The sequence below is a fragment of the Methylobacillus glycogenes JCM 2850 genome, from assembly GCF_000617925.1.
Taxonomy (GTDB): Bacteria; Pseudomonadota; Gammaproteobacteria; order Burkholderiales; family Methylophilaceae; genus Methylobacillus; species Methylobacillus glycogenes.
In genome coordinates this window covers 21,258-42,899 of sequence record NZ_BAMT01000007.1, presented here as the reverse complement: position 1 = coordinate 42,899, position 21,642 = coordinate 21,258, and the positions used below count along the sequence as shown (strand labels likewise).

Genomic DNA, 21,642 nt, shown 5'->3' with positions numbered 1-21,642 from the left:
GAGAATCGCTTAGTTAAGCGTCTTCGCCTTCTCAACCGCTTCTTCGATGGCACCTACCATGTAGAACGCCTGCTCTGGCAGATGATCGTACTCGCCAGCCACAATACCCTTGAAGCCCTTGATGGTGTCCTTCAGTGTCACATACTTGCCAGGTGCGCCTGTGAATACTTCAGCGACGTGGAAAGGCTGGGACAGGAAGCGTTGGATCTTACGCGCACGGGCCACAGCCAGCTTGTCTTCTGGGGACAGTTCGTCCATACCCAGAATCGCGATAATGTCACGCAGTTCCTTGTAGCGCTGCAGTGTGGACTGTACGGAACGTGCCACGTTGTAGTGCTCTTCGCCCACGATCAATGGATCCAGCTGACGTGAAGTGGAATCCAGTGGATCAACCGCAGGTAGATACCCAGGGATGCGATGTCACGGGACAGAACCACGGTGGAATCCAAGTGCAGGAAGGTGGTTGCTGGAGATGGATCGGTCAAGTCATCCGCAGGCACGTAAACGGCTTGGATGGACGTAATGGAACCAGTCTTGGTGGAGGTAATACGCTCTTGCAAGCGGCCCATTTCTTCAGCCAGGGTAGGTTGGTAACCCACAGCAGAAGGCATACGACCCAGCAGCGCGGATACTTCGGTACCAGCCAGTGTGTAACGGTAGATGTTATCGACGAAGAACAGAATGTCACGGCCTTCATCACGGAACTTCTCAGCCATGGTCAAACCGGACAGCGCAACGCGCAAACGGTTGCCTGGTGGTTCGTTCATCTGACCGAACACCATGCCTACCTTGTCCAGAACGTTGGAGTCCTTCATTTCGTGGTAGAAGTCGTTACCTTCACGTGTACGCTCACCTACACCAGCGAAAACAGACAAACCAGCGTGCTGCTTGGCGATGTTGTTGATCAGTTCCATCATGTTAACGGTCTTGCCTACACCCGCACCACCGAACAGACCAACCTTACCACCCTTGGCAAACGGACAGACCAAGTCAATCACCTTGATGCCGGTTTCCAGCAGGTCAACGGAAGGGGAGAGTTCTTCGAATGTTGGTGCCTTTTGGTGGATGGAGCGGTGCTCATCAGCCACGATAGGACCAGCTTCGTCGATAGGACGACCCAGTACATCCATGATGCGGCCCAGTGTGCCGTGGCCTACTGGAACCTGAATTTGCTTGCCGGTGCCCTTGACCTTCATGCCGCGGGACAGACCATCGCTGGAACCCATGGCAATTGCGCGCACTACACCGTCACCCAATTGTTGTTGCACTTCCAGGGTCAAGCCAGCTTCTACCGTGGATGTTTCTTCATCCAGGATCAGAGCGTCATATACCTTGGGCATCTGGTCACGTGGGAACTCGACGTCAACCACGGCACCAATACATTGAACAACCTTACCTTGACTCATCTTGGTATCCTCAATCTATACTTAAATTCTTTGAGCTTTTACTTAAGCTACATTCAGCACGACTAGACAGCCGCCGCGCCACCGACAATCTCTGAGATTTCCTTGGTAATTGCAGCCTGACGTGCCTTGTTGTACACCAGCTTCAATTCGCCAATCACCGTCTTTGCATTATCCGAAGCGGCCTTCATCGCGACCATACGGGCGCTTTGTTCGGACGCCATGTTTTCAGCAACGGCGTGGTAGATCATGGACTCAACATAGCGTGTCATCAGTTCGTCGATCACAACGCTAGCGTCAGGCTCATAGATGTAATCCCAATGGCCCTTGGCTGTGGTGGCTGTTGTATCCAGCTGCTCGCTGGACAATGGCAGCAGTTGCACCATCACCGGCTCCTGCTTCATCGTGTTGATGAAACGGGTGTAACCGATAAACAGTTGATCAATCTCACCTGCGATGTAGGCATCCAGCATGACCTTGATGGTACCGATCAGCTTTTCCAGATGCGGGGTATCGCCAAGACCGGTGACATGGGACTTCACATTGGCACCAATACGGTTCATATAGCCGAACCCCTTGTTGCCGATGGCGCTGACGGTAATCTGCTTACCTTCAGTTTCCCAGGTCTTCATCTGGTTCAGCGACATGCGCAATACGTTGGTGTTAAGACCACCGCACAAACCCTTGTCCGAACTCACCACGATCAAACCTACGTTTGATACCTTCTCGCGCTTGACGATAAAGGGGTGCTTGTATTCGGAATTGGCTTGCGACAAGTGGGCTGTCACATTGCGTATCTTTTCCGCATAGGGCCTGGCCATCCGCATCCGCTCCTGCGCCTTGCGCATTTTGGATGCAGCGACCATTTCCATCGCCTTGGTGATCTTGCGTGTGTTTTCCACACTCTTGATCTTGGTACGTATTTCTTTGCTACCGGCCATTGTCTAGTCTGCCTGTCTGTTCAACTTGAGCTTAGTAAGCGTTGGTTGCCTTGAAGTCTTGAATCGCGGCTTCCACTGCCTTCTCGTCATCACCGCCGAGGTCGTTGGTGCTGTCGATCTTGTCCAGCAAGTTCTTGTACTTGGACTTGAGGAAGGAGTGCAGGGCAGATTCAAATGCCAGTGCGCGAGCAACCGGAACGTCATCGAAGTAACCCTTGTTCGCTGCCAGCAGTGTCACCGCCATATCGGAGGTGGACAGAGGAGCGTATTGAGCTTGCTTCATCAGTTCAGTTACCAGACGACCACGATCCAACTGCTTGCGGGTCACTTCGTCCAGATCGGAAGCGAACTGCGCGAACGCAGCCAGTTCACGGTACTGAGCCAGTGCCAGACGAATACCGCCGCCCAGCTTCTTGATCACCTTGGTTTGCGCAGCGCCACCAACACGAGATACCGAAATACCAGCGTTGATCGCAGGACGGATACCAGCGTTGAACAGGTCGGTTTCCAGGAAGATCTGACCGTCGGTGATCGAAATCACGTTGGTCGGAACGAAGGCGGAAACGTCACCTGCAGCAGTTTCAATGATAGGCAGAGCGGTCAGAGAACCAGTCTTGCCCTTCACTTCACCGTTGGTGAACTTCTCAACGTACTCTTCGCTCACGCGAGCTGCACGCTCAAGCAAACGGGAGTGTATGTAGAACACGTCACCTGGGTAAGCTTCGCGGCCTGGTGGGCGGCGCAGCAGCAGGGAGATTTGACGATAAGCCCAAGCTTGCTTGGTCAAGTCATCGTAAATGATCAGTGCGTCTTGGCCACGGTCACGGAAGTATTCACCCATGGTGCAACCAGCGTAAGGAGCCAGGAATTGCAGCGCAGCAGGATCAGAAGCGGAAGCAGCAACCACGATGGTGTATTCCAGCGCGCCGTGCTCTTCCAGCTTGCGTACCACGTTGGCGATAGTCGAAGCCTTTTGGCCGATCGCAACGTAGATACAGGTCATGTTCTGACCCTTCTGATTGATGATGGTGTCAACCGCAACAGCAGTCTTACCAGTCTGACGGTCACCAATGATCAGTTCGCGCTGACCACGGCCAACTGGCACCATGGAGTCAATCGCCTTGATACCGGTTTGTACAGGCTGGGAAACAGACTTACGTGCGATAACGCCAGGCGCTACCTTTTCGATCTTGTCTGTCAGCTTGGCGTTGATCGGGCCCTTGCCATCGATAGGCTGACCCAGGGCATTGACCACACGGCCAACCAGCTCTGGACCTACTGGCACTTCCAGAATCTTGCCTGTGCACTTGCAAGTGTCACCTTCGGTGATCTTCTCGTAGTCACCCAGCACCACGGCACCCACGGAGTCACGCTCCAGGTTCAATGCCAGGCCATAAACATTGCCAGGGAACTCGATCATTTCACCAGCCATGACATTCGACAGCCCGTGAATACGCACAATACCATCAGTGACTGAGATCACGGTACCTTGAGTACGCGCTTCAGCACTGGTGGAGAAATTCTCTAATCTAGTCTTAATCAGTTCACTGATTTCTGATGTGGATAATTGCATTACTTTTTCCTAACCTTTCAGCGTGTAGGCCAACTCTTGCAATTGGCCACGGACTGAAGCGTCAATGACCGTATCGCCGACTACAATTTTGATCCCGCCAATAATTTCTGGATCCACCTTGACGCTAGCTTCAATCTTCTTGCCGAACCTGGTTTCCAAACGCTTCACGACAGCAGCAACATCTGCATCGCTAGGTTGGGCTGCCGCGGTGATCTCGGCTTCCAGGACACCTTCGTCCTGTGCTTGAGCTCTTCAAACGCCGCAGCAATTTCCGGCAAGATAGCCAGCCGACCGTATTCCACCAGCAGCTTGATCAGGTTCTGACCTGCATCATTCAGCTTGTCTCCGGCGATGGAGAGAAACACGCTCTCCAAATCGGCTGCGACAACCTTGGGGTTGTCGATAAAAGCCCGCATCTGCTCATCTGCCGCGATAGCCGCGGCCAGATTGAGCGTGTGTGACCAGTCCGCCAGTGCATTCTTTTCCTTAGCCAGGCGGTAAACCGCAACTGCATAAGGTCTTGCAATGGTGATCGCTTCAGCCATATCGTGCCCCTTATCCTTCCTAGAGCTCGTTTGCGATGCTGGTCAACAGGTCAGCGTGTGCCTTGGCATCGATTTCCTTGCGCAGGATCTTCTCTGCACCAGCAATCGCCAGCGTGGAAACCTGCTGACGCAAGCCTTCCTTAGCGCGATTGACTTCTTGATCGATCTCAGCCTTTGCACCGGTGATGATGCGATCACCCTCGGTCTTGGCATTTGCCTTGGCTTCTTCCACGATTTCGCTGGCACGCTTTTCAGCCTGCGCAATGATGGAAGTTGCTTTTTGTTTGGCATCGTTGACAACTTCAGCCGAACGCTGAGTTGCAACCTCAAGCTCCTGCTTACCGCGCTCAGCCGCAGCCAGGCCATCAGCGATGGTTTTCTGGCGAGTCTCAATCGCATTCAGGAGATATGGCCATACAAACTTTGTTGTAAACCAGATCAGAATGGCAAATGAGATAGCCTGCGCAATTAGTGTCAGGTTGATATTCATTTTTGCTCCCGAGCCGTTAATCTAGTCAGTTTTAAGCTTAAATACTTAAACTAAAACGCGACTTTACTTAAGCAACTACGCTCAGCAATGGGTTTGCAAATGCGAACATCATGGCCAGACCAACACCGATAATGAAGGAAGCATCGATCAGACCCAGCAGCAGGAATACCTTACCTTGCAGGGCAGGGATCATTTCTGGTTGACGAGCAGCGCCATCCAGGAAGCTTGCACACATGATACCGATACCGATACAGGCACCAGCTGCACCCAAACCGATGATCAAACCGATACCAACACCGGTGTAAGCTTGAATCATGGCCAACAATTGCAAATTCTCCATTTAATTTCCTTTCGGCTTTAGAGAGTTAACGATAAAAAGTGATTAGTGGCTTTCGTGCGCCATGGATATGTAGACAACCGTCAGCATCATGAAAATGAATGCCTGCAGACAGACGATCAAAATGTGGAAGATCGCCCAACCCGCACCCAGCAAAGCACCGAAAACAGTACCAGCCAGACCGGTCGCCGCCCACATACCGAGCAGCAAGAAAATGATTTCACCTGCGTACATATTGCCGAACAGACGCAGCGAGTGCGAAAGTGGCTTGGAGATGTACTCAATCAGGTTGAAGGCAAAGTTGGCAGGCCAAACCAGCGGGTTGCTGCCAAATGGAGAACAGAACAGCTCATGAATCCAGCCGCCCAGGCCCTTGACCTTGATGCTGAAGAAAATCATGAGGAACCACACCGCCAGCGCCAGCGCGAAGGTGGCGTTGATATCGGAAGTCGGGACACTACGCCAGGCATGCAGGCCCAGATTGGCGTAGACAAAGTTTGCCATGATGTCGATAGGCAGGAAGTCCATCGCATTCATCACCAGCACCCAGACAAATACAGTCAGCGCGAGTGGGGCAATAAACACATGACGGTTGCCGTGGAAAATGCTCTTGACCTGAGTGTCGATAAACTCGACCAACAGCTCAACAAAGGCTTGACGCTTGGTTGGCACACCAGCTGTAGCACCGCGTACCACCCACCACAGCAGGCCGAATACCACGATACCCAGCAGAGCGGACATCACCAGGGTGTCCACGTTCAGTACCCAGAAACCGCCTTCACCGACAACCTTTTGGTTGAAGGAGAGGTGGTGACCGATATATTCAGAAGGAGTTAAGTGACCTGTCGCCATAACATCAAACCCTAAGCGTTGTTTTTTTCGTTAATTGCAAAAATGGCTGCGCCCGACATGATGGCTGCTGCAGCCAAACCTGCAATCAGCGCAATCGGGATCAACTTCTCGTAACACTTGAACACCAGCAGCAGCGAAATACCAATCACTGCAATCTTGATGGCCTCGGCAATCAAAATATGGACCAATACGGAACCAGCCCCTACCACTGCTGTCTTATTTTGCAGCTTCCACTTGGCAGCCAGGCCGCCAAGGATGGCAGAACCGCCGCCTGCCAGGGCTGATAAAGCACCATGCAGACCAACGTTGTACCGGTTTAATACCAAGAAGGCGAGCACTGAAACTACTAGCGTGGCAAGCACTTGTCGCTTAATCATTTTCGCCAGTAATTCATCCATGCCGCGGTATTCCCTGATTCATAAATCCCGGGCAAAAGCGAACCGGGCAAAATTGCCCCACCCGTGAAAACCCGAGATTTTGTTGATAAATCAGGCTTAAGTCAAGCTGAAATTACTAGTTAGCGCCTTTGAATCGCTGGATAAGACCGTCAAGTTGATCAAGATTGGCATAATGAATCCTGACTTGACCCTTACCTTTACTCCCCGCACTGATCTCAACTTCCGCACCTAGCAGCTCTGACAGGTCTTCTTGCAGACGTAAAACATCCCTATCTACCACTTTGGCGGGCTTGGGCGCTTGCTCAGCACTCAATTGCTTGACCAGTTTTTCTGCTTCTCTCACAGAAAGTTGTTTTTGTACGATTTGTTCAGCAGCCAGAATTTGTTTTGCTTCAGGCAAGGCGAGCAGGGCACGAGCATGACCCATGTCTAGCTGTGACTGCATTAGCATATCCTGCACATTTTGATTCAAATTCTGTAATCTAAGCAGATTGGTAACCACGCTGCGTGAGCGGCCAACAGCATCGGCCGCAGCCTGGTGCGTCATATCAAATTCATTGATCAGGCGCTGTATACCCAAGGCCTCTTCCAGCGGGTTAAGGTTTTCACGCTGAATATTCTCAATCAAGGCCATGGCCAGCGCGGATTCATCAGGAATATCGCGTACCAGCACCGGCACTTCTTCCAGGCCCGCCAATTGCGAGGCACGCCAGCGACGTTCACCAGCAATAATTTCATAGCGCCCAGCTTCAACTTCACGCACTAGAATAGGCTGCATAATGCCCTGGGCGCGGATGGAATCCGCAAGGCTGGCCAGTGAAGCCTGGTCCATCTGGGTACGGGGCTGATACTTGCCCGGCTGTAGTTGGCTGACTTTTAATGTATTGGGTGTGTCATTGGCTGCCACACTTTCCACATCACCTGAGAGCAGCGCATCCAAGCCACGCCCCAATCCCTTCAACTTCACCATAGACACTCCTAGCTGGCAGCCACTTGCCGATTATTAATGATGTGGCGATTAATGATTTCCCCGGCTAGCGCCAGATACGCCTGCGCACCCTTAGATGCGCTGTCATGCAACAAGACAGGCACGCCATAGCTGGGCGCTTCTGCCAGACGGATATTGCGTGGGATAACGGTACGATAGACCTTGTCGCCAAAATGCTGGGCCAGCTCATTCGAGACTTGCTGCGCCAGGGTATTGCGATTATCAAACAGGGTGCGCAGCAGACCTTCTATCTCCAGACCGGGGTTGAGGTGCGCGCGTACCTTCTTGATGGTGTTGACCAGATCGGACAAACCTTCCAGTGCGTAATACTCGCACTGCATGGGAATCATGACCGCATGCGCGGCAGTGAGGGCATTCACCGTGGTGAGGTTGAGGGCAGGGGGGCAATCAATCAGCACATAGTCATAAGCTTCATCCAGCTCAGCCAGCGCCTGCTTCAAGCGTGTCTCACGCGCAAACTCATTCACCAGCTCCACCTCTGCACCAGCCAGCTCGCGATTAGCGGGAATAACATCAAACCGCCCTTGCTCTGAACGCTGCATCACCTCACGCAAGGATTTCTCACCCAGCAAGACGTGGTAGATCGTCAGCTTGAGGCTGGACTTGTCTATGCCACAGCCCGTGGTGGCATTGCCCTGAGGTCTAGGTCTATCAACAAGACTTTGCGCTTGGTCGCCGCCAGGCTGGCGGCAAGGTTGACGCAGGTGGTAGTCTTGCCGACGCCACCTTTTTGATTGGTAATTGCCAGAATCCTCATGATTTAAGCCACCCCACTTGTTTGATTTTCATTTGAGCTGCCCGGCTGGCAGAAACACCAGATGCCGCTCGGCATCTAGACCAGGCACCCGCAGTGTTTCTATGCGCGACGGCTGATAATCTATCTTCGCCAACTCATCCGCAGGATGCACACCCTTCATTGCCAGCCATACGCCATCTTCTGCAATCAGATGTTTGGTCAGCTTGATAAACAAGGCCAGCTCGGAAAATGCGCGCGAGATGACAATATCAAACGGCTGCTCAGGCTTGAGCTGTTCCACACGCCCGGACTGCACCTGCAAATTGGCGATTTGTAGCTCGGCCTTGGCCTGACGCATAAAACTGGCTTTTTTCTGCACCGCGTCTATGGTGGTCACTTGCAAATCCGGCCTGCAAATCGCCAGCACAATGCCGGGCAGGCCTGCACCACTGCCTACATCCAGCAGACGCTGCCCCTCTATATAAGGTAAGACTGCCAGGCTATCCAGCAGATGCAGCGTCACCATATTCTCGGGCTCACGGATCGCCGTGAGGTTGTGCACCTTGTTCCATTTAACAATCAAGGCCAGATAATCCAGCAACTTGGCCTGAACCTCAGCATTGATATCCAGCCCTAATTCGCGGACGCCTGCGTCCAGCTTCTGCTGCAAACTCATGCCACTTGATCCGTGGTCTTGCGTGACTTGCGCTTTAGGTGCACCAGCAGCAAAGAGATAGCCGCCGGGGTTACGCCGGAGATACGACCAGCCTGGCCTATGGTTTCCGGGCGTTGCTTGGCCAGCTTTTGCTGCACTTCAATCGATAAGCCATGCACTTCGCTATAGTCCAAGCTAGCGGGAAGAGGGTATTGCTCACTACCCTTGAGCTTCTCGATTTCATCCGCTTGCCTATCTATATAGCCCTGATACTTGGCAGCGATTTCCAGTTGTTGCCGCACTTGCGGATCGTCTTCACCCACCCCTGCATTCGGCAGGCTTAACAGCGCTTCGTAGCTGATTTCCGGACGGCGCAATAATTCAAACATGGAGTACTCGCGCTCCAGCACCTTGCCAAACACCTGCTGTAAGGTTTCGGCTGGCACTTGGCTGGGGTGCACAAAAGTTCGGCGCAAACGCTGCTGCTCACGCTCTATGGCTTCCTGCTTGCGCTGAAAAGCTTCCCAACGCACATCATCCACCAGACCCAGCTTGCGGCCAGCTTCGGTTAGGCGCATATCGGCATTGTCTTCACGCAGCATCAAACGGTATTCCGCGCGGCTGGTAAACATGCGATAAGGCTCGCTGACACCCTGGGTAATCAGGTCATCAACCAACACCCCCAGATAAGCCTGATCACGGCTGGGGCACCAGGATTCCTTCTCTTGTGCGTACAGCGCGGCATTGGCACCCGCAAGCAAACCTTGTGCAGCGGCTTCTTCATAGCCTGTAGTACCGTTGATCTGCCCAGCAAAGAATAAGCCTTGCACAGATTTGGTTTCCAGTGAGCTTTTCAATCCACGTGGATCATAGTAGTCATACTCAATGGCATAACCCGGCCTGAGGATATGGGCGTTTTCCAGACCCTTGATAGAGCGCACCAGGGCGTACTGGATATCAAACGGTAAACTGGTAGAGATGCCGTTAGGGTAAATCTCGTGGGTGGTCAGGCCTTCAGGCTCCAGAAATATCTGGTGCGAATCCTTATCGGCAAACCTGTGTATCTTGTCTTCAACAGAAGGGCAGTAGCGCGGGCCCACACCTTCAATCACCCCGGTATACATGGGCGATCTATCCAGGCCGCTGCGTATGATGTCGTGAGTTTTCTCGTTGGTGAAGGTGATCCAGCAGGGCAGCTGTGCAGGATGTTGCGCCGCATTGCCGAGGAAGGAAAACACGGGCACTGGCGTATCACCAGGCTGCTCAGTCATGACGCTATAGTCTATGCTGCGGCCATCAATACGCGGCGGCGTACCTGTCTTCAGCCTGCCAGCAGGCAAACCTATCTCGCGCAAGCGCGCAGCCAAGGAAACTGCAGGGGGGTCGCCAGCACGGCCAGCCTGGTAATTTGCCAAGCCCACATGCACCAAGCCTGCGAGGAAAGTCCCTGCCGTCAGCACCACCGCCTTGGCTTCAAACTTGAGCCCGATCTGGGTCACTACACCCGCGACGCGCTCACCATCCAACACAATGTCTTCCACCGCTTGCTGGAACAACCAGAGATTGGGCTGATTTTCCAGCCTATGGCGTATGGCCGCTTTATAGAGAATACGGTCAGCTGGGCGCGAGTCGCTCTTACCGCCGGGCCTTTGCTGGAATTGAGTATGCGGAATTGAATGCCACCTTCATCGGTGGCTGCGGCCATGGCACCACCCAGTGCATCCACTTCCTTTACCAAATGGCCTTTGCCTATGCCACCGATGGAGGGATTGCAGGACATCTGGCCCAAGGTTTCGATATTGTGGGTGAGCAAGAGGGTTTTTTGACCCATGCGAGCACTCGCTAACGCCGCTTCCGTTCCCGCATGGCCGCCGCCGACCACAATAACATCAAATTTATCTGGATATTGCATGAAAAACCGCTTCGTTTGAACAGATGAAATGATACTGCATTCAGTAGTTTCCTGTTAGCTTTAATCCATATGTTCCACGTGAAACAATGCAGTTTTTGGGCAAGATACCTGCGAATACCTAGCCCCATGTTTCACGTGAAACATGCTGTAGGACTACCCAAATGGACTATAGATTTAATTCATGATTATGCTATTTTACGATTGCAATTGACCCAGCATTTGAGTCAGTTGCCAAGCAATTAAAAGCTACAAGATGCTTAAGCACAGATTACGCACTACCTAACTTTACTTCGGGGATTTCAAATGATGATACGCAAATTTGCGCTGACTGCGATTGCGTCAGCTCTGTTATTCAGCGTCAATGCCCATGCCGGCTTGACCGCTAATCAAGCATTCCAGCAATTCAACGCCGTTGTTCTGACTGATATCAACTCTTCCTCACACCTGCATGGCCGTACCTGGGCAGGTGGCAACGTAGTGGGTGGCGAATATGTACACCGCACACTGCCAACTTCTGACTACGCTGGCTTGACAGCACTGGGCAGTATTTCCAACGCCAGAGTGTTGCAAAACGGTGCCGTGATCAAGGGCAGCCTGAGCCAGACTGAAATCAATGGTGGCAGCTCAGCTATTTTTGGCGCTGCTAGTAATACCAATTTCCAAGGCCCTACCTATGTAGCTGGCGCTACCAGCGGCATCAATTTCAACGGTGGCCGTGTACTGGATTACACTAGCAACGCTACTTTGCAAGCTAGCGTTGGCGCTTCTGAATCCACCAACTTTGCCAACCTGCTGTCGACCACTTCCAACTTCCTGAGCACACTGAGCAATACCAGCAGCGTCAGCATCAATGGTGGCAAGGCCACTTTCAATGCTACAGCTGATGCCAATGGCCTGGCTGTGTTCAATCTGAGCGATCTGGAAGCTGCAAACATTTTCAGCAAGGGTGAGTTTGATTTCAACCTGGGTAGCGCCACTACTGTCATCATCAATGCAGCACTGGTTGATATCGACATCAGCGCCAACTTCCTCGGCGGCTCTGCACAAAAGATTGCAGGTAATGTGATCTGGAATTTCTACAATGCTGAAACCGTAGATTTTGGTCGTCAGTTTGGTGGCAATGTTCTGGCATATAAAGCAACCTGACCAATTATGCAGATATCGAAGGTAGCGTATTTGTTAACAAGTTGACCCAACGTGGCCAGATTCACCAATTCGCTTTCCTTGGTGATATCCCTGTTGCTGCAGTTCCAGAACCTTCAAGCTATGCCATGCTGCTGGCTGGCCTGGCTCTGATGGGCTTTGTAGCTCGCCGCCGTAGCTAATCTCTAGCTAGCGCCCATAGAAAAAGCCCGGTAAAACCGGGCTTTTTCTTGCCTGTAGTGCTTGGATTTAAAGCTAAATCCTTATTTCCCTATGCAGAAGCGGCTGAAAATCTCACCCAGCAAATCATCGGCGGTAAATTCCCCGGTGATAGAACCCAGCGCCTCTTGCGCCAAACGTAATTCTTCTGCCAGCAATTCGGGTTGTAGCATTAATTCTGCTGCGGTGTGCAAATGCGTTTTCACAGCTTCCAGTGCATGCAGGTGTCGGGTTCTGGCCATGAATAAACCTTCACCACTGGGTTGCCAACCCGCAATTTCCAAAAGTTGTGCCGTGAGCAACTCCATGCCAGCACCCGTCTTAGCTGACAGATAAATATGGCAGTTGTTATCTATAAAATCGATTTTAGGGCTAATTCCCTCAACATCCACTTTATTGTGCACCCAGATTTTTGGCAAAAACGCTGGCAATCGCGCCAGAATCGATTTTTCTTCATTTCCAATACCGTGAGCTGCATCAACCAATAATAATGCAACACCGGCGGTTTCTAGAGCCCGCCATGTTCGGGCAATGCCATGCTGTTCTACTTCATCATCCGTCTCACGCAAACCCGCAGTGTCAATAATGTGCAAAGGTATGCCATTGATCTGGATGACATTTTTAATAGTGTCGCGCGTAGTACCAGCGATGGGGGTCACAATCGCCACTTCTTCACCCGCCAGTTGGTTCATGAGGCTGGATTTACCCACATTGGGCTGGCCCACCAACACCACTTGCATGCCTTCGCGCAACAAATTGCCCTGACGCGCATTATTGAACACCTGCTGCAATTCCGCGCTTACATCCGCCAGTTTATTGGCGATGCCACCCTGGGTAATAAAGTCTATGTCCTCTTCCGGAAAATCCAGACAGGCTTCTACATACAAGCGCAGGTTGATCAATTTGTGCAGCAAGGCCTGGATGCGTGCAGAGAATTCCCCGCTCAGGGATTTCACCGCGCTGCGCGCCGCCGCTTCGGTGGCGGCGTTGATCACATCGGCAACCGCTTCAGCCTGGGCTAAATCCAGTTTGTCGTTAAGGTAGGCGCGGCGTGTGAATTCGCCGGGATCGGCCTGGCGTGCACCCAGGGCCAGGCATTGCTTGAGCAAAATCTGCATGAGCGCAGGGCCACCATGGGCTTGCAGCTCAAGGACATTTTCACCAGTGTAGGAATGTGGAGCGGGGTAGTAGATGGCAATACCCTGATCGATCAGGGTATGCTCGGAATCACGGAAAGGCAGATAAGCAGCATGCCGCGGGGCAGGGCAGTGACCAAGTATGGACTCGGCCACCAGGCCCGCCAGCGGGCCAGAGACACGGACTACGCCTATGCCACCGGAACCAGGTGCGGTGGCAATGGCGGCTATCGTATCAACGGCGTGCATTTCCCTTCTTCTTGCTGGCAGCAGCTTTTTCTGTGCTGCGGTTGATATGCCATTGCTGTGCAATCGACAGGATGTTGTTCACCAACCAGTACAGCACCAGACCAGCAGGGAAGAAGAAGAAGAACACGCTGAAGACGATAGGCATGATGGTCATGACCTTGGCCTGGATAGGATCAGCAGGCTTGGGGTTCAGCTTGGTCTGGATGATCATGGTGGCGCCCATCAAGATAGGCAGCACGTAGTAAGGATCAACCGCGGACAAGTCCTGTATCCACAGCATGAAAGGCGCATGACGCATTTCCACACTGCCCAGCAGCACCCAGTACAGCGAAATGAATACCGGAATCTGCACCAGGATAGGCAAGCAGCCACCCATGGGGTTGATCTTCTCGGTCTTGTACATTTCCATCATGGCTTGATGCAGTTTTTGCCTGTCATCGCCATATTGTTCTTTCAGGCGCTGCAAGCGTGGTGCCAGCTCGCGCATATTGGCCATGGAGCGATAGCTGGCGGCAGACAGCGGGTAAAACGCCAGCTTGATCAGCACGGTCAGCAGAATAATCGCCACACCCCAGTTATGCACCAGCTTCTGGATAGAAGACAAAATCCAGAACAAAGGCGAGGCAATAATCGTCAGCCAGCCATAATCCACAGTCAGATCAAGGCCAGGAGCCACACTCTTGAGTTCATTCTGGTCTTGCGGGCCTGCGTACAGTCTGGCTTTCACATCCAATGTCTTGCCAGGTGCCACATTACCCAGATTGCTCAGGCTACCAATGGCAAAAATCTTGTCTGAAAGCTTGGAGGAATAGAACTTGCGGCTCAACCCATCCGCTGGCAGCCAGGCACTGACAAAGTAATGCTGCACCAGGCCTATCCAGCCATCACTGGTGGTTTTGGACAGATCAGATTTAGCCATATCAGAGAAGCTGAGCTTTTTGTACTTGTCGGCTTCAGAGTAATAAGCCGCGCCAGTGAAGGTAGGCATCATGCGCGAACCCTGGTGCGACTGGTTGTCATGCACGATCTGGTAGTAAACCGTAGGGCTAAGCTCGGTGCTGCCATTGTTGCGAATCTGGTAGCTGACATCGATGGCATAGCTGTCGCGGTGGAAGGTATAAATCTTGTCGACTTCTATGCCGCTGTCATCTTTCCAGGTCAGGCGCACTTCCAGCGAGTTGGCGCCAGGAGCCAATTGATATTGGCTGGCCTCACTGGTGTAAACAGCGTGATGGTTGGGCAGGTTTTTGTTGTTAAAACCAGTCTGCGCCACATAGAACATGGGCTTGGAAGCATCATCCATCAACAGATAGTTCTGCGTCTGATCTTCATCTTCCTTGTGCTCGCGCAACTCCAGACGGCGCAGATCACCACCCGTGGTATCAATGCTGGCCTTGTAAAGGTCAGTTTCAACCGCAATACGCTGACCAGTCTGCAGACGGAAGTTTTGATCAACAGGAGCGTTAGTGGTTGGAGCAGGGAGGGAAGGATCAGCAAGATCAGCCTGGGGCACACCAGTGTTTTCACTGGATTGAGCCACAGTCGCAGGGGCAGGAGCTGGTTTATGTTCGCGCTGCCACGAATCCCAAAGCATCAGAATGGAAAATGAGAAAACAACAAACAGAATCAGGCGTTTGGTATCCATAAATCTCTTATCAAATCATTAAGGCCATGCACTCATGGCACTGGATCGTGACCGCCCGCATGCCAAGGATGGCATTTGGACAAACGTCGTATTGTATACAAGCTTCCGCGCCATGCCCCGTGCTTTTTGATGGCTTCAACTGCATATTGCGAACAAGAGGGAGCAAAGCGGCAATGCTGACCCAGCATAGGACTTATCGTCCATTGGTAGACCTTGATCAGACCAAGCAAAAAATGCGAGACCCAATTCATGGCGCTGCTGCCACATTAAGCGGGTCTGGGGTCACAAGGTCTGGGCTTATATCACCACTGGCCAGCTTGCGCTGCAGTTCAGCATGCAGTTTATCGCCCAGCTTTTTTACCAGCCCGGCAAACTCCTGCTCGATTTCTGCGAACTGCGCATGGGAAAAACGCAGTTGCGGCCTGGCTACCAGGTCTAGGCCAGGCAATAAAGCCTGGCTGAGCCTGAACTGCTCACGCAATACGCGCTTCATATAGTTGCGGTCGACTGCGCGTTTGGCGACTTTCTTGCCCACCACCAAGCCCAATCTGGCATGTGCGAGATCAGTGTATTGGTAGTGCAGGACCAGATAGCGTCCTGAAATGCGCTTGCGGAAATTAAAAACGGATGAAAATTCATCCGTTTTTAACAATCTTGCCTCGCGCTTAAAACCATAGCTGGGCAAAACCATAGCTTTCTTGATGTCGCTTAGGGAATACTCCCTAGCAAGCGACAGGCTGATTACACAGCCAGGCGAGCACGGCCCTTGGCACGACGCGCAGCAATAACAGCGCGGCCACCACGGGTCTTCATACGCACCAGGAAACCGTGGGTGCGAGCGCGACGAACTTTCGAAGGCTGGTAGGTACGTTTCATGAGAATCTCCGGTTGACTTCTATGCGTTACTAATCAAAAGGGCGTAATTTAACCTGAAAACATAGGCCTATGTCAATGTTTATTTGGGAAAAGCACAGCTTGAAGAAAATGATTGTGCGTGGCCTGTGGATAAGTTGTGGCAAACAGGCTAAAATCAGCCATCCGGCCAAGGGCTAAGCGCTCTTCCATTCAGCACCAGTATTTCATAATAAACGCTGCCGGATCTTTCGCCTTCTTTAGTATTTATCAGTATTTACCTGTGGGAGTCCCGGGCAACCGATGGAAAATTTTTGGTCACAATGTCTCGGTCGCTTTGAAACAGAACTCTCAGCACAGCAATTCAACACCTGGATCAAACCCCTGCGTTTTGAAGCCAAAGACGGCGTGTTACGCCTGTTGGCGCCCAATCGCTTTGTGCAGCAATGGATCAAGGACAGGTTTCTGCAGAAGATAGAACACCTGGCGCAGGAAATCTTCACCGAACCCATGCAGATTGAACTGGCGCTTTACGACGCCAGCGATAAAAACTCCATCAGCAAACCCAGCAGCAGCGCCCATGTCAGCAAGCCTGTGGTCAGCACAGCACCAGCTGCAGCCAAGGTTGAGGCTGAAGTGGCCAAGGTGGTCAAACCCGTGGTCAGCACCAAATCTGCCAGCAATGTGGTGAAGAAAGCCAAGAGTGCGGTAGAAACCAGCGGCCTCAACCCCTCGTTTACCTTTGATAACTTTGTGACGGGTAAGGCCAACCAATTAGCACGTGCCGCTGCAATTCAAGTGGCAGAAAACCCAGGCACAGCTTACAACCCTTTGTTTATCTATGGCGGGGTAGGGCTGGGCAAGACCCATGTGCTGCAAGCCATAGGCAACCATCTGAAAAGCCAGCGCCCGGATGCCAAAATCCGCTACCTGCATGCAGAGCGCTATGTCTCTGACGTGGTCAAGGCTTATGAACACAAGGCATTTGATGAATTCAAGCGCCAGTATCACTCTCTTGATCTACTGCTGATCGACGATATTCAATTCTTTGCCAAAAAGAGCCGCACGCAGGAAGAGTTTTTCTATGCCTTCAACTCCCTGATTGAAGCCAAGAAGCAGATCATCATTACCTGTGATACCTACCCCAAGGAAATCGCTGACGTAGATGAACGCCTGCGCACCCGCTTCAGCTGGGGTTTGACCGTAGCAGTGGAACCGCCTGAACTGGAAATGCGCGTGGCCATTCTGTTGAAGAAGGCTGAAGCCGCGCGCGTGACACTAGATGAAGATGTGGCCTTCTTTATCGGCAAGCAGGTGCGCTCTAGCGTGCGTGAGCTGGAAGGCGCACTCAACCGTATTATTGCCATGGCCAATTTCACAGGTCATGCCATTGATGTCAGCCTGGCCAAAGAAGCCTCAAGGACTTGATCGCCGTGCGTGGCCGTCAGATCACGATTGAGAACATTCAAAAGACCGTGGCTGACTATTACAAGATCAAGGTTGCCGAGATGTACAGCAAGAAGCGCTCGCGCAACTTCGCCAGGCCCAGGCAAATCGCCATGGCCTTGGCACGTGAGCTCACCAATCATAGCTTCCCGGAAATAGGTGAAGCCTTTGGTAGCCGTCATCACACCACAGTGATGCATGCCTGTGATGAGATAGAGCAATTACGGCAGAATGATCCTAATGTAGGGCGCGATCTCTCGGTGTTGATACAGGTGATACGAGATTAAAGGCAATGGCTGAGGCTCATTTGCGATTGCATTTTGCGATACCATGCAAAGCTATGGATAGCTTGTGAATAGAAATGCGGTTTAGGCGCGATTTTTCCAGAGCTTGAAAATTGCCAACATTCTATCCACAGCAGAATCTTAAAATCTCAAGAATGCTGAGATTGAAGTAGTAGTCTGAATTTAAACGATAAAACTGAGTTATCAACAGAAGTTTCTGACATTATTGTTACTATCAATTTATATTTTTCTATTTAGGTTTTAAAGATATGAACATCAAAATCAATCGCGACACGCTGCTAAAACCTCTTTCCTCCGTGAGCAGTATTGTTGAAAGACGTCATACTTTGCCTATTCTTTCCAACCTGTTGTTGGAAGCGAAACAAGACAAGATCATACTCACCGCCACAGATCTGGAAATGCAGATCTCGCTCTCGGTACAGACGGCAGTGGGTGGTGAACTCTCCACTACGGTTTCTGCCAAGAAGTTGCTGGATATCTGTCGCTCTCTGCCAGAAAACGCCGATATCACCATGGCAACCCAGGAAAACCGCATACAGGTGAAAACTGGCAAAAGCCGTTTCAACCTGCAAACCCTGCCTGCCAACGATTATCCGGTGATGACCAAGGCCGCAAGTGCAGGCACGACGATACAAATTGGGCAAAAATCGCTAAAGCGTCTGTTCAAGCAAGTCGAATTCGCCATGGCACAGCAAGATATCCGCTATTACCTGAACGGCCTGTTGTTTGAAGTCAATGGCAATCGCCTCAATGTGGTGGGTACTGACGGTCACCGTCTCAGTTTCACCTCTACCGAACTCAGTACAAGTTATGAAAAACAGGAAATCATCCTGCCGCGCAAAACTGTCATCGAGTTGATAAAACTGTTGGACGAAAGCGAAGAAGAAGTCACAATAGAGCTTGCCAATGGTCAGGCAAATTTTGCGTTTGGTGATATCCGCTTGATTTCAAAGGTGATTGACGGAAAATTCCCCGATTACACCCGCGTTATCCCGGTAGGCCATCAGAACAGTTTCACTGTAGATCGCATGATGATTCTGCTCTCCATGCAACGCGCCTCGATTCTTTCCAATGAAAAATATCGCGGCATACGCATGGTGCTGTCTAACAACAGCTTGAAACTGATCAGCACCAATAGCGAGCAGGAAGAAGCGGAAGAAGAACTGGAAATCAACTATGCAGGCAGCAGCCTGGATATTGGTTTCAACGTCACCTACATGATCGATGTGCTCAACAATGTGGGCAGCGAAAATGTGGTGTTCTCCTTCGCCGATGCCAACAGCAGTTGCCTGGTGACCGTTGAAAATGACAGCGACTACAAGTACGTTGTTATGCCAATGCGCATTTAAGTAATTGATTTTGTAATAAAAAATATTGTTTCACGTGAAACCACAGGACTATGACTGATTACAATTCCGACAGTATTAAGATCCTCGAAGGCCTGGATGCCGTACGTAAACGCCCAGGGATGTACATAGGCGATACCTCTGACGGTAGTGGCCTGCACCACATGGTGTTCGAGGTTCTGGATAATGCAATTGATGAAGCCCTGGCTGGTCACTGTGATGACATCAAGGTGATTATTCATCCGGATAATTCCATCAGCGTTTCTGACAATGGTCGTGGCATTCCGACTGGCGTTAAGGAAGATGACAAGCACGAGCCCAAGCGCTCTGCCGCTGAAATTGTGATGACTGAATTGCATGCAGGCGGTAAGTTTGACCAGAACTCCTACAAGGTTTCTGGTGGTCTGCATGGTGTGGGTGTTTCCGTGGTTAATGCCTTGTCTGACTGGCTGCGTCTGCGTATATGCCGTAATGGCGAAGTGCATCAAATGGAATTCCGCCGTGGCGTGCCAGTGGCACCGTTGGGCGTGACTGGCACTACAGAGCGTAGAGGTACTGAAGTCCATTTCCTCGCTTCCATAGAAACCTTCGGCCTGGTCGAATTCCATTTTGAAATTCTGGCCAAGCGCATACGTGAGCTGTCTTTCCTCAACAATGGCGTCAAAATTGAGCTGATAGATCAGCGCAATGGCAAGAGTGAGAATTTTGCGCACTCCGGCGGCGTTAAGGGCTTTGTTGAGTACATGAACCGCAGCAAGAGCGTGCTGCACCCCAAGCCATTCTTCGCCATGGGCGAAAAAGACGGCATGACGGTGGAAGTTTCCATGCAATGGAACGACTCCTACAGCGAAACCGTGCAATGCTTCACCAATAACATTCCGCAGCGTGACGGTGGTACCCACCTCACAGGCCTGCGCTCTGCCATGACGCGTACGCTTAACAGCTACATAGAGCAGAACGAACTGGCGAAAAAAGCCAAGATAGACACCAGTGGCGACGATATGCGCGAAGGTCTGACCTGTGTACTCTCGGTCAAGGTGCCTGAGCCCAAGTTCTCCTCGCAAACCAAGGACAAACTGGTTTCCAGCGAAGTGCAGCCTGTGGTGCAGGAAGTAGTTTCCGCCAAGCTTGCCGAGTTTCTGCTGGAAAACCCCAACGAAGCCAAGATTATTTGCGGCAAGATTATCGAAGCCGCGCGTGCTCGCGATGCCGCACGTAAAGCCCGCGAAATGACACGCCGCAAGGGCGCCATGGACACCATGGGCCTGCCCGGTAAGCTGGCCGATTGCCAGGAAAAAGATCCTTCGCTGTGCGAGCTTTACCTGGTGGAGGGTGATTCTGCGGGTGGTTCAGCCAAGCAGGGCCGTGACCGTAAGTTCCAGGCCATTCTGCCGCTCAAGGGTAAAATCCTGAACGTGGAAAAAGCCCGCTTTGACAAGCTATTGTCCTCGCAGGAAATTGCCACGCTGATTACCGCCCTGGGTACCGGCATAGGCAAGGATGATTTCAGCGCTGAAAAGCTGCGTTATCACCGCATCATCATCATGACCGATGCGGACGTTGACGGTGCCCACATCCGTACCTTGTTGCTGACCTTCTTCTATCGCCAGATGGGTGATTTGGTTGAACGTGGTCATATCTACATTGCCCAGCCGCCTTTGTACAAGGTCAAGCAGGGCAGGGATGAGCGCTACCTCAAGGACGAGCAGGAAATGGATCAATACCTGCTGCAATCCGCGCTCAAGGGTGCGGAACTGCTCAAGCATACCGATGGCGAAAGCATTAGTGGCGATGCGCTTGCCGCCATTGCCAAGCAAATGGTGCTGACCGAAGCGATTATTCGCAGGCTGAGCCCGCTCTATGACGAAAGCATACTGCGCGCCTTGCTGGTACAGGGCAAGATTGCACTGGAAACCGAGGCGGATGCCAATGCTGCCGCAGAAAAACTACGCGTCTTGCTAGGCCATACTGGCAGTGAAGTCATCGTGGCGCACAATCAGGAAACCAATAGCTATCGCCTGGCGGTGAACAAATATGTCCACGGCAATCTGCAATCCTGCGTGCTGGATACCGATTTCCTCGCCAGTGGCGATTACCAGCAAATCCTGCAGACTTCCTTGGTATTGGAAGGCTTGGTAGGCCCAGGTGCCACTATCAAGCGTGGCGAGAAAGAACAGCCAGTTGCCAACTTCAAGGCTGCGCTGGACTGGTTGATGGGCGAAGCCAGACATGGTCTCAATATCCAGCGCTATAAAGGTCTGGGCGAGATGAACCCGGAACAGCTGTGGGAAACCACCATGGACCCCACCGTGCGCCGCTTGCTCAAGGTGCAGATTGATGACGCAATTGCTGCGGATGAAATCTTTACCACCTTGATGGGCGACCAGGTAGAGCCACGCCGTGCCTTTATTGAAGGCAATGCCTTGGGTGTGAATAACCTGGATGTTTAA

Annotated in this window: 17 protein-coding genes and 5 pseudogenes; 5 read left to right on the top strand and 17 right to left on the bottom strand. The window is 51.9% G+C overall.

The genetic code is table 11. The annotated features are described in order from the left end of the window. Window positions 1-9: 9 nt before the first annotated feature. The 12 genes and pseudogenes from atpD to mnmG form a co-directional block, all read right to left on the bottom strand. Window positions 10-1,406, bottom strand: a pseudogene (gene atpD / locus JCM2850_RS18625) (F0F1 ATP synthase subunit beta). Between the two features lie 62 nt (window positions 1,407-1,468). After that, complete coding sequence (gene atpG / locus JCM2850_RS10540) at window positions 1,469-2,344, bottom strand: F0F1 ATP synthase subunit gamma (RefSeq protein WP_025871730.1); 876 nt, start codon at window positions 2,342-2,344, stop codon at window positions 1,469-1,471. 31 nt (window positions 2,345-2,375) lie between these two features. Next, complete coding sequence (gene atpA / locus JCM2850_RS10535; RefSeq protein ID WP_025871728.1) at window positions 2,376-3,917, bottom strand: F0F1 ATP synthase subunit alpha; 1,542 nt, start codon at window positions 3,915-3,917, stop codon at window positions 2,376-2,378. A 9-nt stretch (window positions 3,918-3,926) separates the two neighbouring features. Then, window positions 3,927-4,462 (bottom strand): annotated as a pseudogene (locus JCM2850_RS18620) (F0F1 ATP synthase subunit delta). A 19-nt stretch (window positions 4,463-4,481) separates the two neighbouring features. After that, entirely contained in the window at window positions 4,482-4,952 is a 471-nt protein-coding gene (locus JCM2850_RS10525; RefSeq protein WP_025871726.1) for a F0F1 ATP synthase subunit B, read from the bottom strand. 67 nt (window positions 4,953-5,019) lie between these two features. Then, window positions 5,020-5,292 carry a F0F1 ATP synthase subunit C gene (atpE, locus tag JCM2850_RS10520; RefSeq protein ID WP_025871724.1) on the bottom strand — a complete coding sequence of 91 codons (273 nt, stop codon included), beginning with the start codon at window positions 5,290-5,292 and terminating at the stop codon, window positions 5,020-5,022. A 42-nt stretch (window positions 5,293-5,334) separates the two neighbouring features. Beyond that, on the bottom strand, window positions 5,335-6,141 hold the full coding sequence (atpB, locus tag JCM2850_RS10515; protein ID WP_025871722.1) for a F0F1 ATP synthase subunit A: 807 nt from the start codon (window positions 6,139-6,141) through the stop codon (window positions 5,335-5,337). 11 nt (window positions 6,142-6,152) lie between these two features. Next, entirely contained in the window at window positions 6,153-6,539 is a 387-nt protein-coding gene (locus JCM2850_RS10510; RefSeq protein ID WP_025871720.1) for an ATP synthase subunit I, read from the bottom strand. Between the two features lie 115 nt (window positions 6,540-6,654). Continuing rightward, the gene (locus JCM2850_RS10505; protein WP_025871719.1) at window positions 6,655-7,509 is read right to left on the bottom strand and encodes a ParB/RepB/Spo0J family partition protein; all 855 of its coding nucleotides are present in this window, start codon (window positions 7,507-7,509) and stop codon (window positions 6,655-6,657) included. Window positions 7,510-7,517: 8 nt separating this feature from the next. Further along, window positions 7,518-8,305, bottom strand: a pseudogene (locus JCM2850_RS18615) (ParA family protein). 28 nt (window positions 8,306-8,333) lie between these two features. Further along, the gene (rsmG, locus tag JCM2850_RS10495; protein ID WP_025871717.1) at window positions 8,334-8,960 is read right to left on the bottom strand and encodes a 16S rRNA (guanine(527)-N(7))-methyltransferase RsmG; all 627 of its coding nucleotides are present in this window, start codon (window positions 8,958-8,960) and stop codon (window positions 8,334-8,336) included. Continuing rightward, window positions 8,957-10,851: pseudogene (mnmG, locus tag JCM2850_RS18610) on the bottom strand (tRNA uridine-5-carboxymethylaminomethyl(34) synthesis enzyme MnmG). The gene rsmG and the pseudogene mnmG overlap by 4 nt, the downstream one beginning before the upstream one ends. Window positions 10,852-11,154: 303 nt before the next feature. On the opposite strand from mnmG, the gene JCM2850_RS18605 reads away from it, so the two are divergent. Together JCM2850_RS18605 and JCM2850_RS23445 are read left to right on the top strand one after the other, a co-directional pair. Further along, the gene (locus JCM2850_RS18605; RefSeq protein WP_088177755.1) at window positions 11,155-11,997 is read left to right on the top strand and encodes a choice-of-anchor A family protein; all 843 of its coding nucleotides are present in this window, start codon (window positions 11,155-11,157) and stop codon (window positions 11,995-11,997) included. A 41-nt stretch (window positions 11,998-12,038) separates the two neighbouring features. Beyond that, entirely contained in the window at window positions 12,039-12,176 is a 138-nt protein-coding gene (locus JCM2850_RS23445; protein ID WP_088177754.1) for an FxDxF family PEP-CTERM protein, read from the top strand. A gap of 81 nt (window positions 12,177-12,257) precedes the next feature. On the opposite strand, the gene mnmE is transcribed toward JCM2850_RS23445, so the two are convergent. Genes mnmE through rpmH form a run of 5 tightly spaced genes read right to left on the bottom strand, consistent with a single transcriptional unit; the run spans window position 12,258 to window position 16,119 of the window. Continuing rightward, on the bottom strand, window positions 12,258-13,598 hold the full coding sequence (gene mnmE, locus JCM2850_RS10480; protein ID WP_025871715.1) for a tRNA uridine-5-carboxymethylaminomethyl(34) synthesis GTPase MnmE: 1,341 nt from the start codon (window positions 13,596-13,598) through the stop codon (window positions 12,258-12,260). Beyond that, a complete protein-coding gene (gene yidC, locus JCM2850_RS10475) occupies window positions 13,585-15,243 on the bottom strand; it encodes a membrane protein insertase YidC (protein WP_025871713.1) in 1,659 nt (552 codons plus the stop codon). The genes mnmE and yidC overlap by 14 nt, the downstream gene beginning before the upstream one ends. A 32-nt stretch (window positions 15,244-15,275) precedes the next feature. Then, entirely contained in the window at window positions 15,276-15,494 is a 219-nt protein-coding gene (yidD, locus tag JCM2850_RS21050) for a membrane protein insertion efficiency factor YidD (protein WP_081775028.1), read from the bottom strand. Beyond that, a complete protein-coding gene (gene rnpA, locus JCM2850_RS18600; RefSeq protein ID WP_051525369.1) occupies window positions 15,491-15,934 on the bottom strand; it encodes a ribonuclease P protein component in 444 nt (147 codons plus the stop codon). The genes yidD and rnpA overlap by 4 nt, the downstream gene beginning before the upstream one ends. 50 nt (window positions 15,935-15,984) lie before the next feature. Continuing rightward, window positions 15,985-16,119 carry a 50S ribosomal protein L34 gene (gene rpmH, locus JCM2850_RS21045; RefSeq protein WP_045751845.1) on the bottom strand — a complete coding sequence of 45 codons (135 nt, stop codon included), beginning with the start codon at window positions 16,117-16,119 and terminating at the stop codon, window positions 15,985-15,987. Between the two features lie 279 nt (window positions 16,120-16,398). On the opposite strand from rpmH, the pseudogene dnaA reads away from it, so the two are divergent. From dnaA to gyrB, 3 genes and pseudogenes are all read left to right on the top strand, one after another. Then, window positions 16,399-17,828: pseudogene (gene dnaA / locus JCM2850_RS18595) on the top strand (chromosomal replication initiator protein DnaA). Between the two features lie 266 nt (window positions 17,829-18,094). Further along, the gene (dnaN, locus tag JCM2850_RS10455) at window positions 18,095-19,195 is read left to right on the top strand and encodes a DNA polymerase III subunit beta (RefSeq protein WP_025871710.1); all 1,101 of its coding nucleotides are present in this window, start codon (window positions 18,095-18,097) and stop codon (window positions 19,193-19,195) included. Window positions 19,196-19,245: 50 nt separating this feature from the next. Next, window positions 19,246-21,642, top strand: coding sequence for a DNA topoisomerase (ATP-hydrolyzing) subunit B (gene gyrB, locus JCM2850_RS10450; protein ID WP_025871708.1), 2,397 nt, complete (start codon window positions 19,246-19,248; stop codon window positions 21,640-21,642).

Excerpts from the sequence above, each read along its gene's own strand:
- atpG (WP_025871730.1), bottom strand. The coding sequence starts at position 2,344 with ATGGCCGGTAGCAAAGAAATACGTACCAAGATCAAGAGTGTGGAAAAC.
- atpA (WP_025871728.1), bottom strand. The coding sequence starts at position 3,917 with ATGCAATTATCCACATCAGAAATCAGTGAACTGATTAAGACTAGATTA.
- JCM2850_RS10525 (WP_025871726.1), bottom strand. The coding sequence starts at position 4,952 with ATGAATATCAACCTGACACTAATTGCGCAGGCTATCTCATTTGCCATT.
- atpE (WP_025871724.1), bottom strand. The coding sequence starts at position 5,292 with ATGGAGAATTTGCAATTGTTGGCCATGATTCAAGCTTACACCGGTGTT.
- atpB (WP_025871722.1), bottom strand. The coding sequence starts at position 6,141 with ATGGCGACAGGTCACTTAACTCCTTCTGAATATATCGGTCACCACCTC.
- JCM2850_RS10510 (WP_025871720.1), bottom strand. The coding sequence starts at position 6,539 with ATGGATGAATTACTGGCGAAAATGATTAAGCGACAAGTGCTTGCCACG.
- JCM2850_RS10505 (WP_025871719.1), bottom strand. The coding sequence starts at position 7,509 with ATGGTGAAGTTGAAGGGATTGGGGCGTGGCTTGGATGCGCTGCTCTCA.
- rsmG (WP_025871717.1), bottom strand. The coding sequence starts at position 8,960 with ATGAGTTTGCAGCAGAAGCTGGACGCAGGCGTCCGCGAATTAGGGCTG.
- JCM2850_RS18605 (WP_088177755.1), top strand. The coding sequence starts at position 11,155 with ATGATGATACGCAAATTTGCGCTGACTGCGATTGCGTCAGCTCTGTTA.
- mnmE (WP_025871715.1), bottom strand. The coding sequence starts at position 13,598 with ATGCACGCCGTTGATACGATAGCCGCCATTGCCACCGCACCTGGTTCC.
- yidC (WP_025871713.1), bottom strand. The coding sequence starts at position 15,243 with ATGGATACCAAACGCCTGATTCTGTTTGTTGTTTTCTCATTTTCCATT.
- yidD (WP_081775028.1), bottom strand. The coding sequence starts at position 15,494 with ATGAATTGGGTCTCGCATTTTTTGCTTGGTCTGATCAAGGTCTACCAA.
- rnpA (WP_051525369.1), bottom strand. The coding sequence starts at position 15,934 with ATGGTTTTGCCCAGCTATGGTTTTAAGCGCGAGGCAAGATTGTTAAAA.
- rpmH (WP_045751845.1), bottom strand. The coding sequence starts at position 16,119 with ATGAAACGTACCTACCAGCCTTCGAAAGTTCGTCGCGCTCGCACCCAC.
- dnaN (WP_025871710.1), top strand. The coding sequence starts at position 18,095 with ATGAACATCAAAATCAATCGCGACACGCTGCTAAAACCTCTTTCCTCC.
- gyrB (WP_025871708.1), top strand. The coding sequence starts at position 19,246 with ATGACTGATTACAATTCCGACAGTATTAAGATCCTCGAAGGCCTGGAT.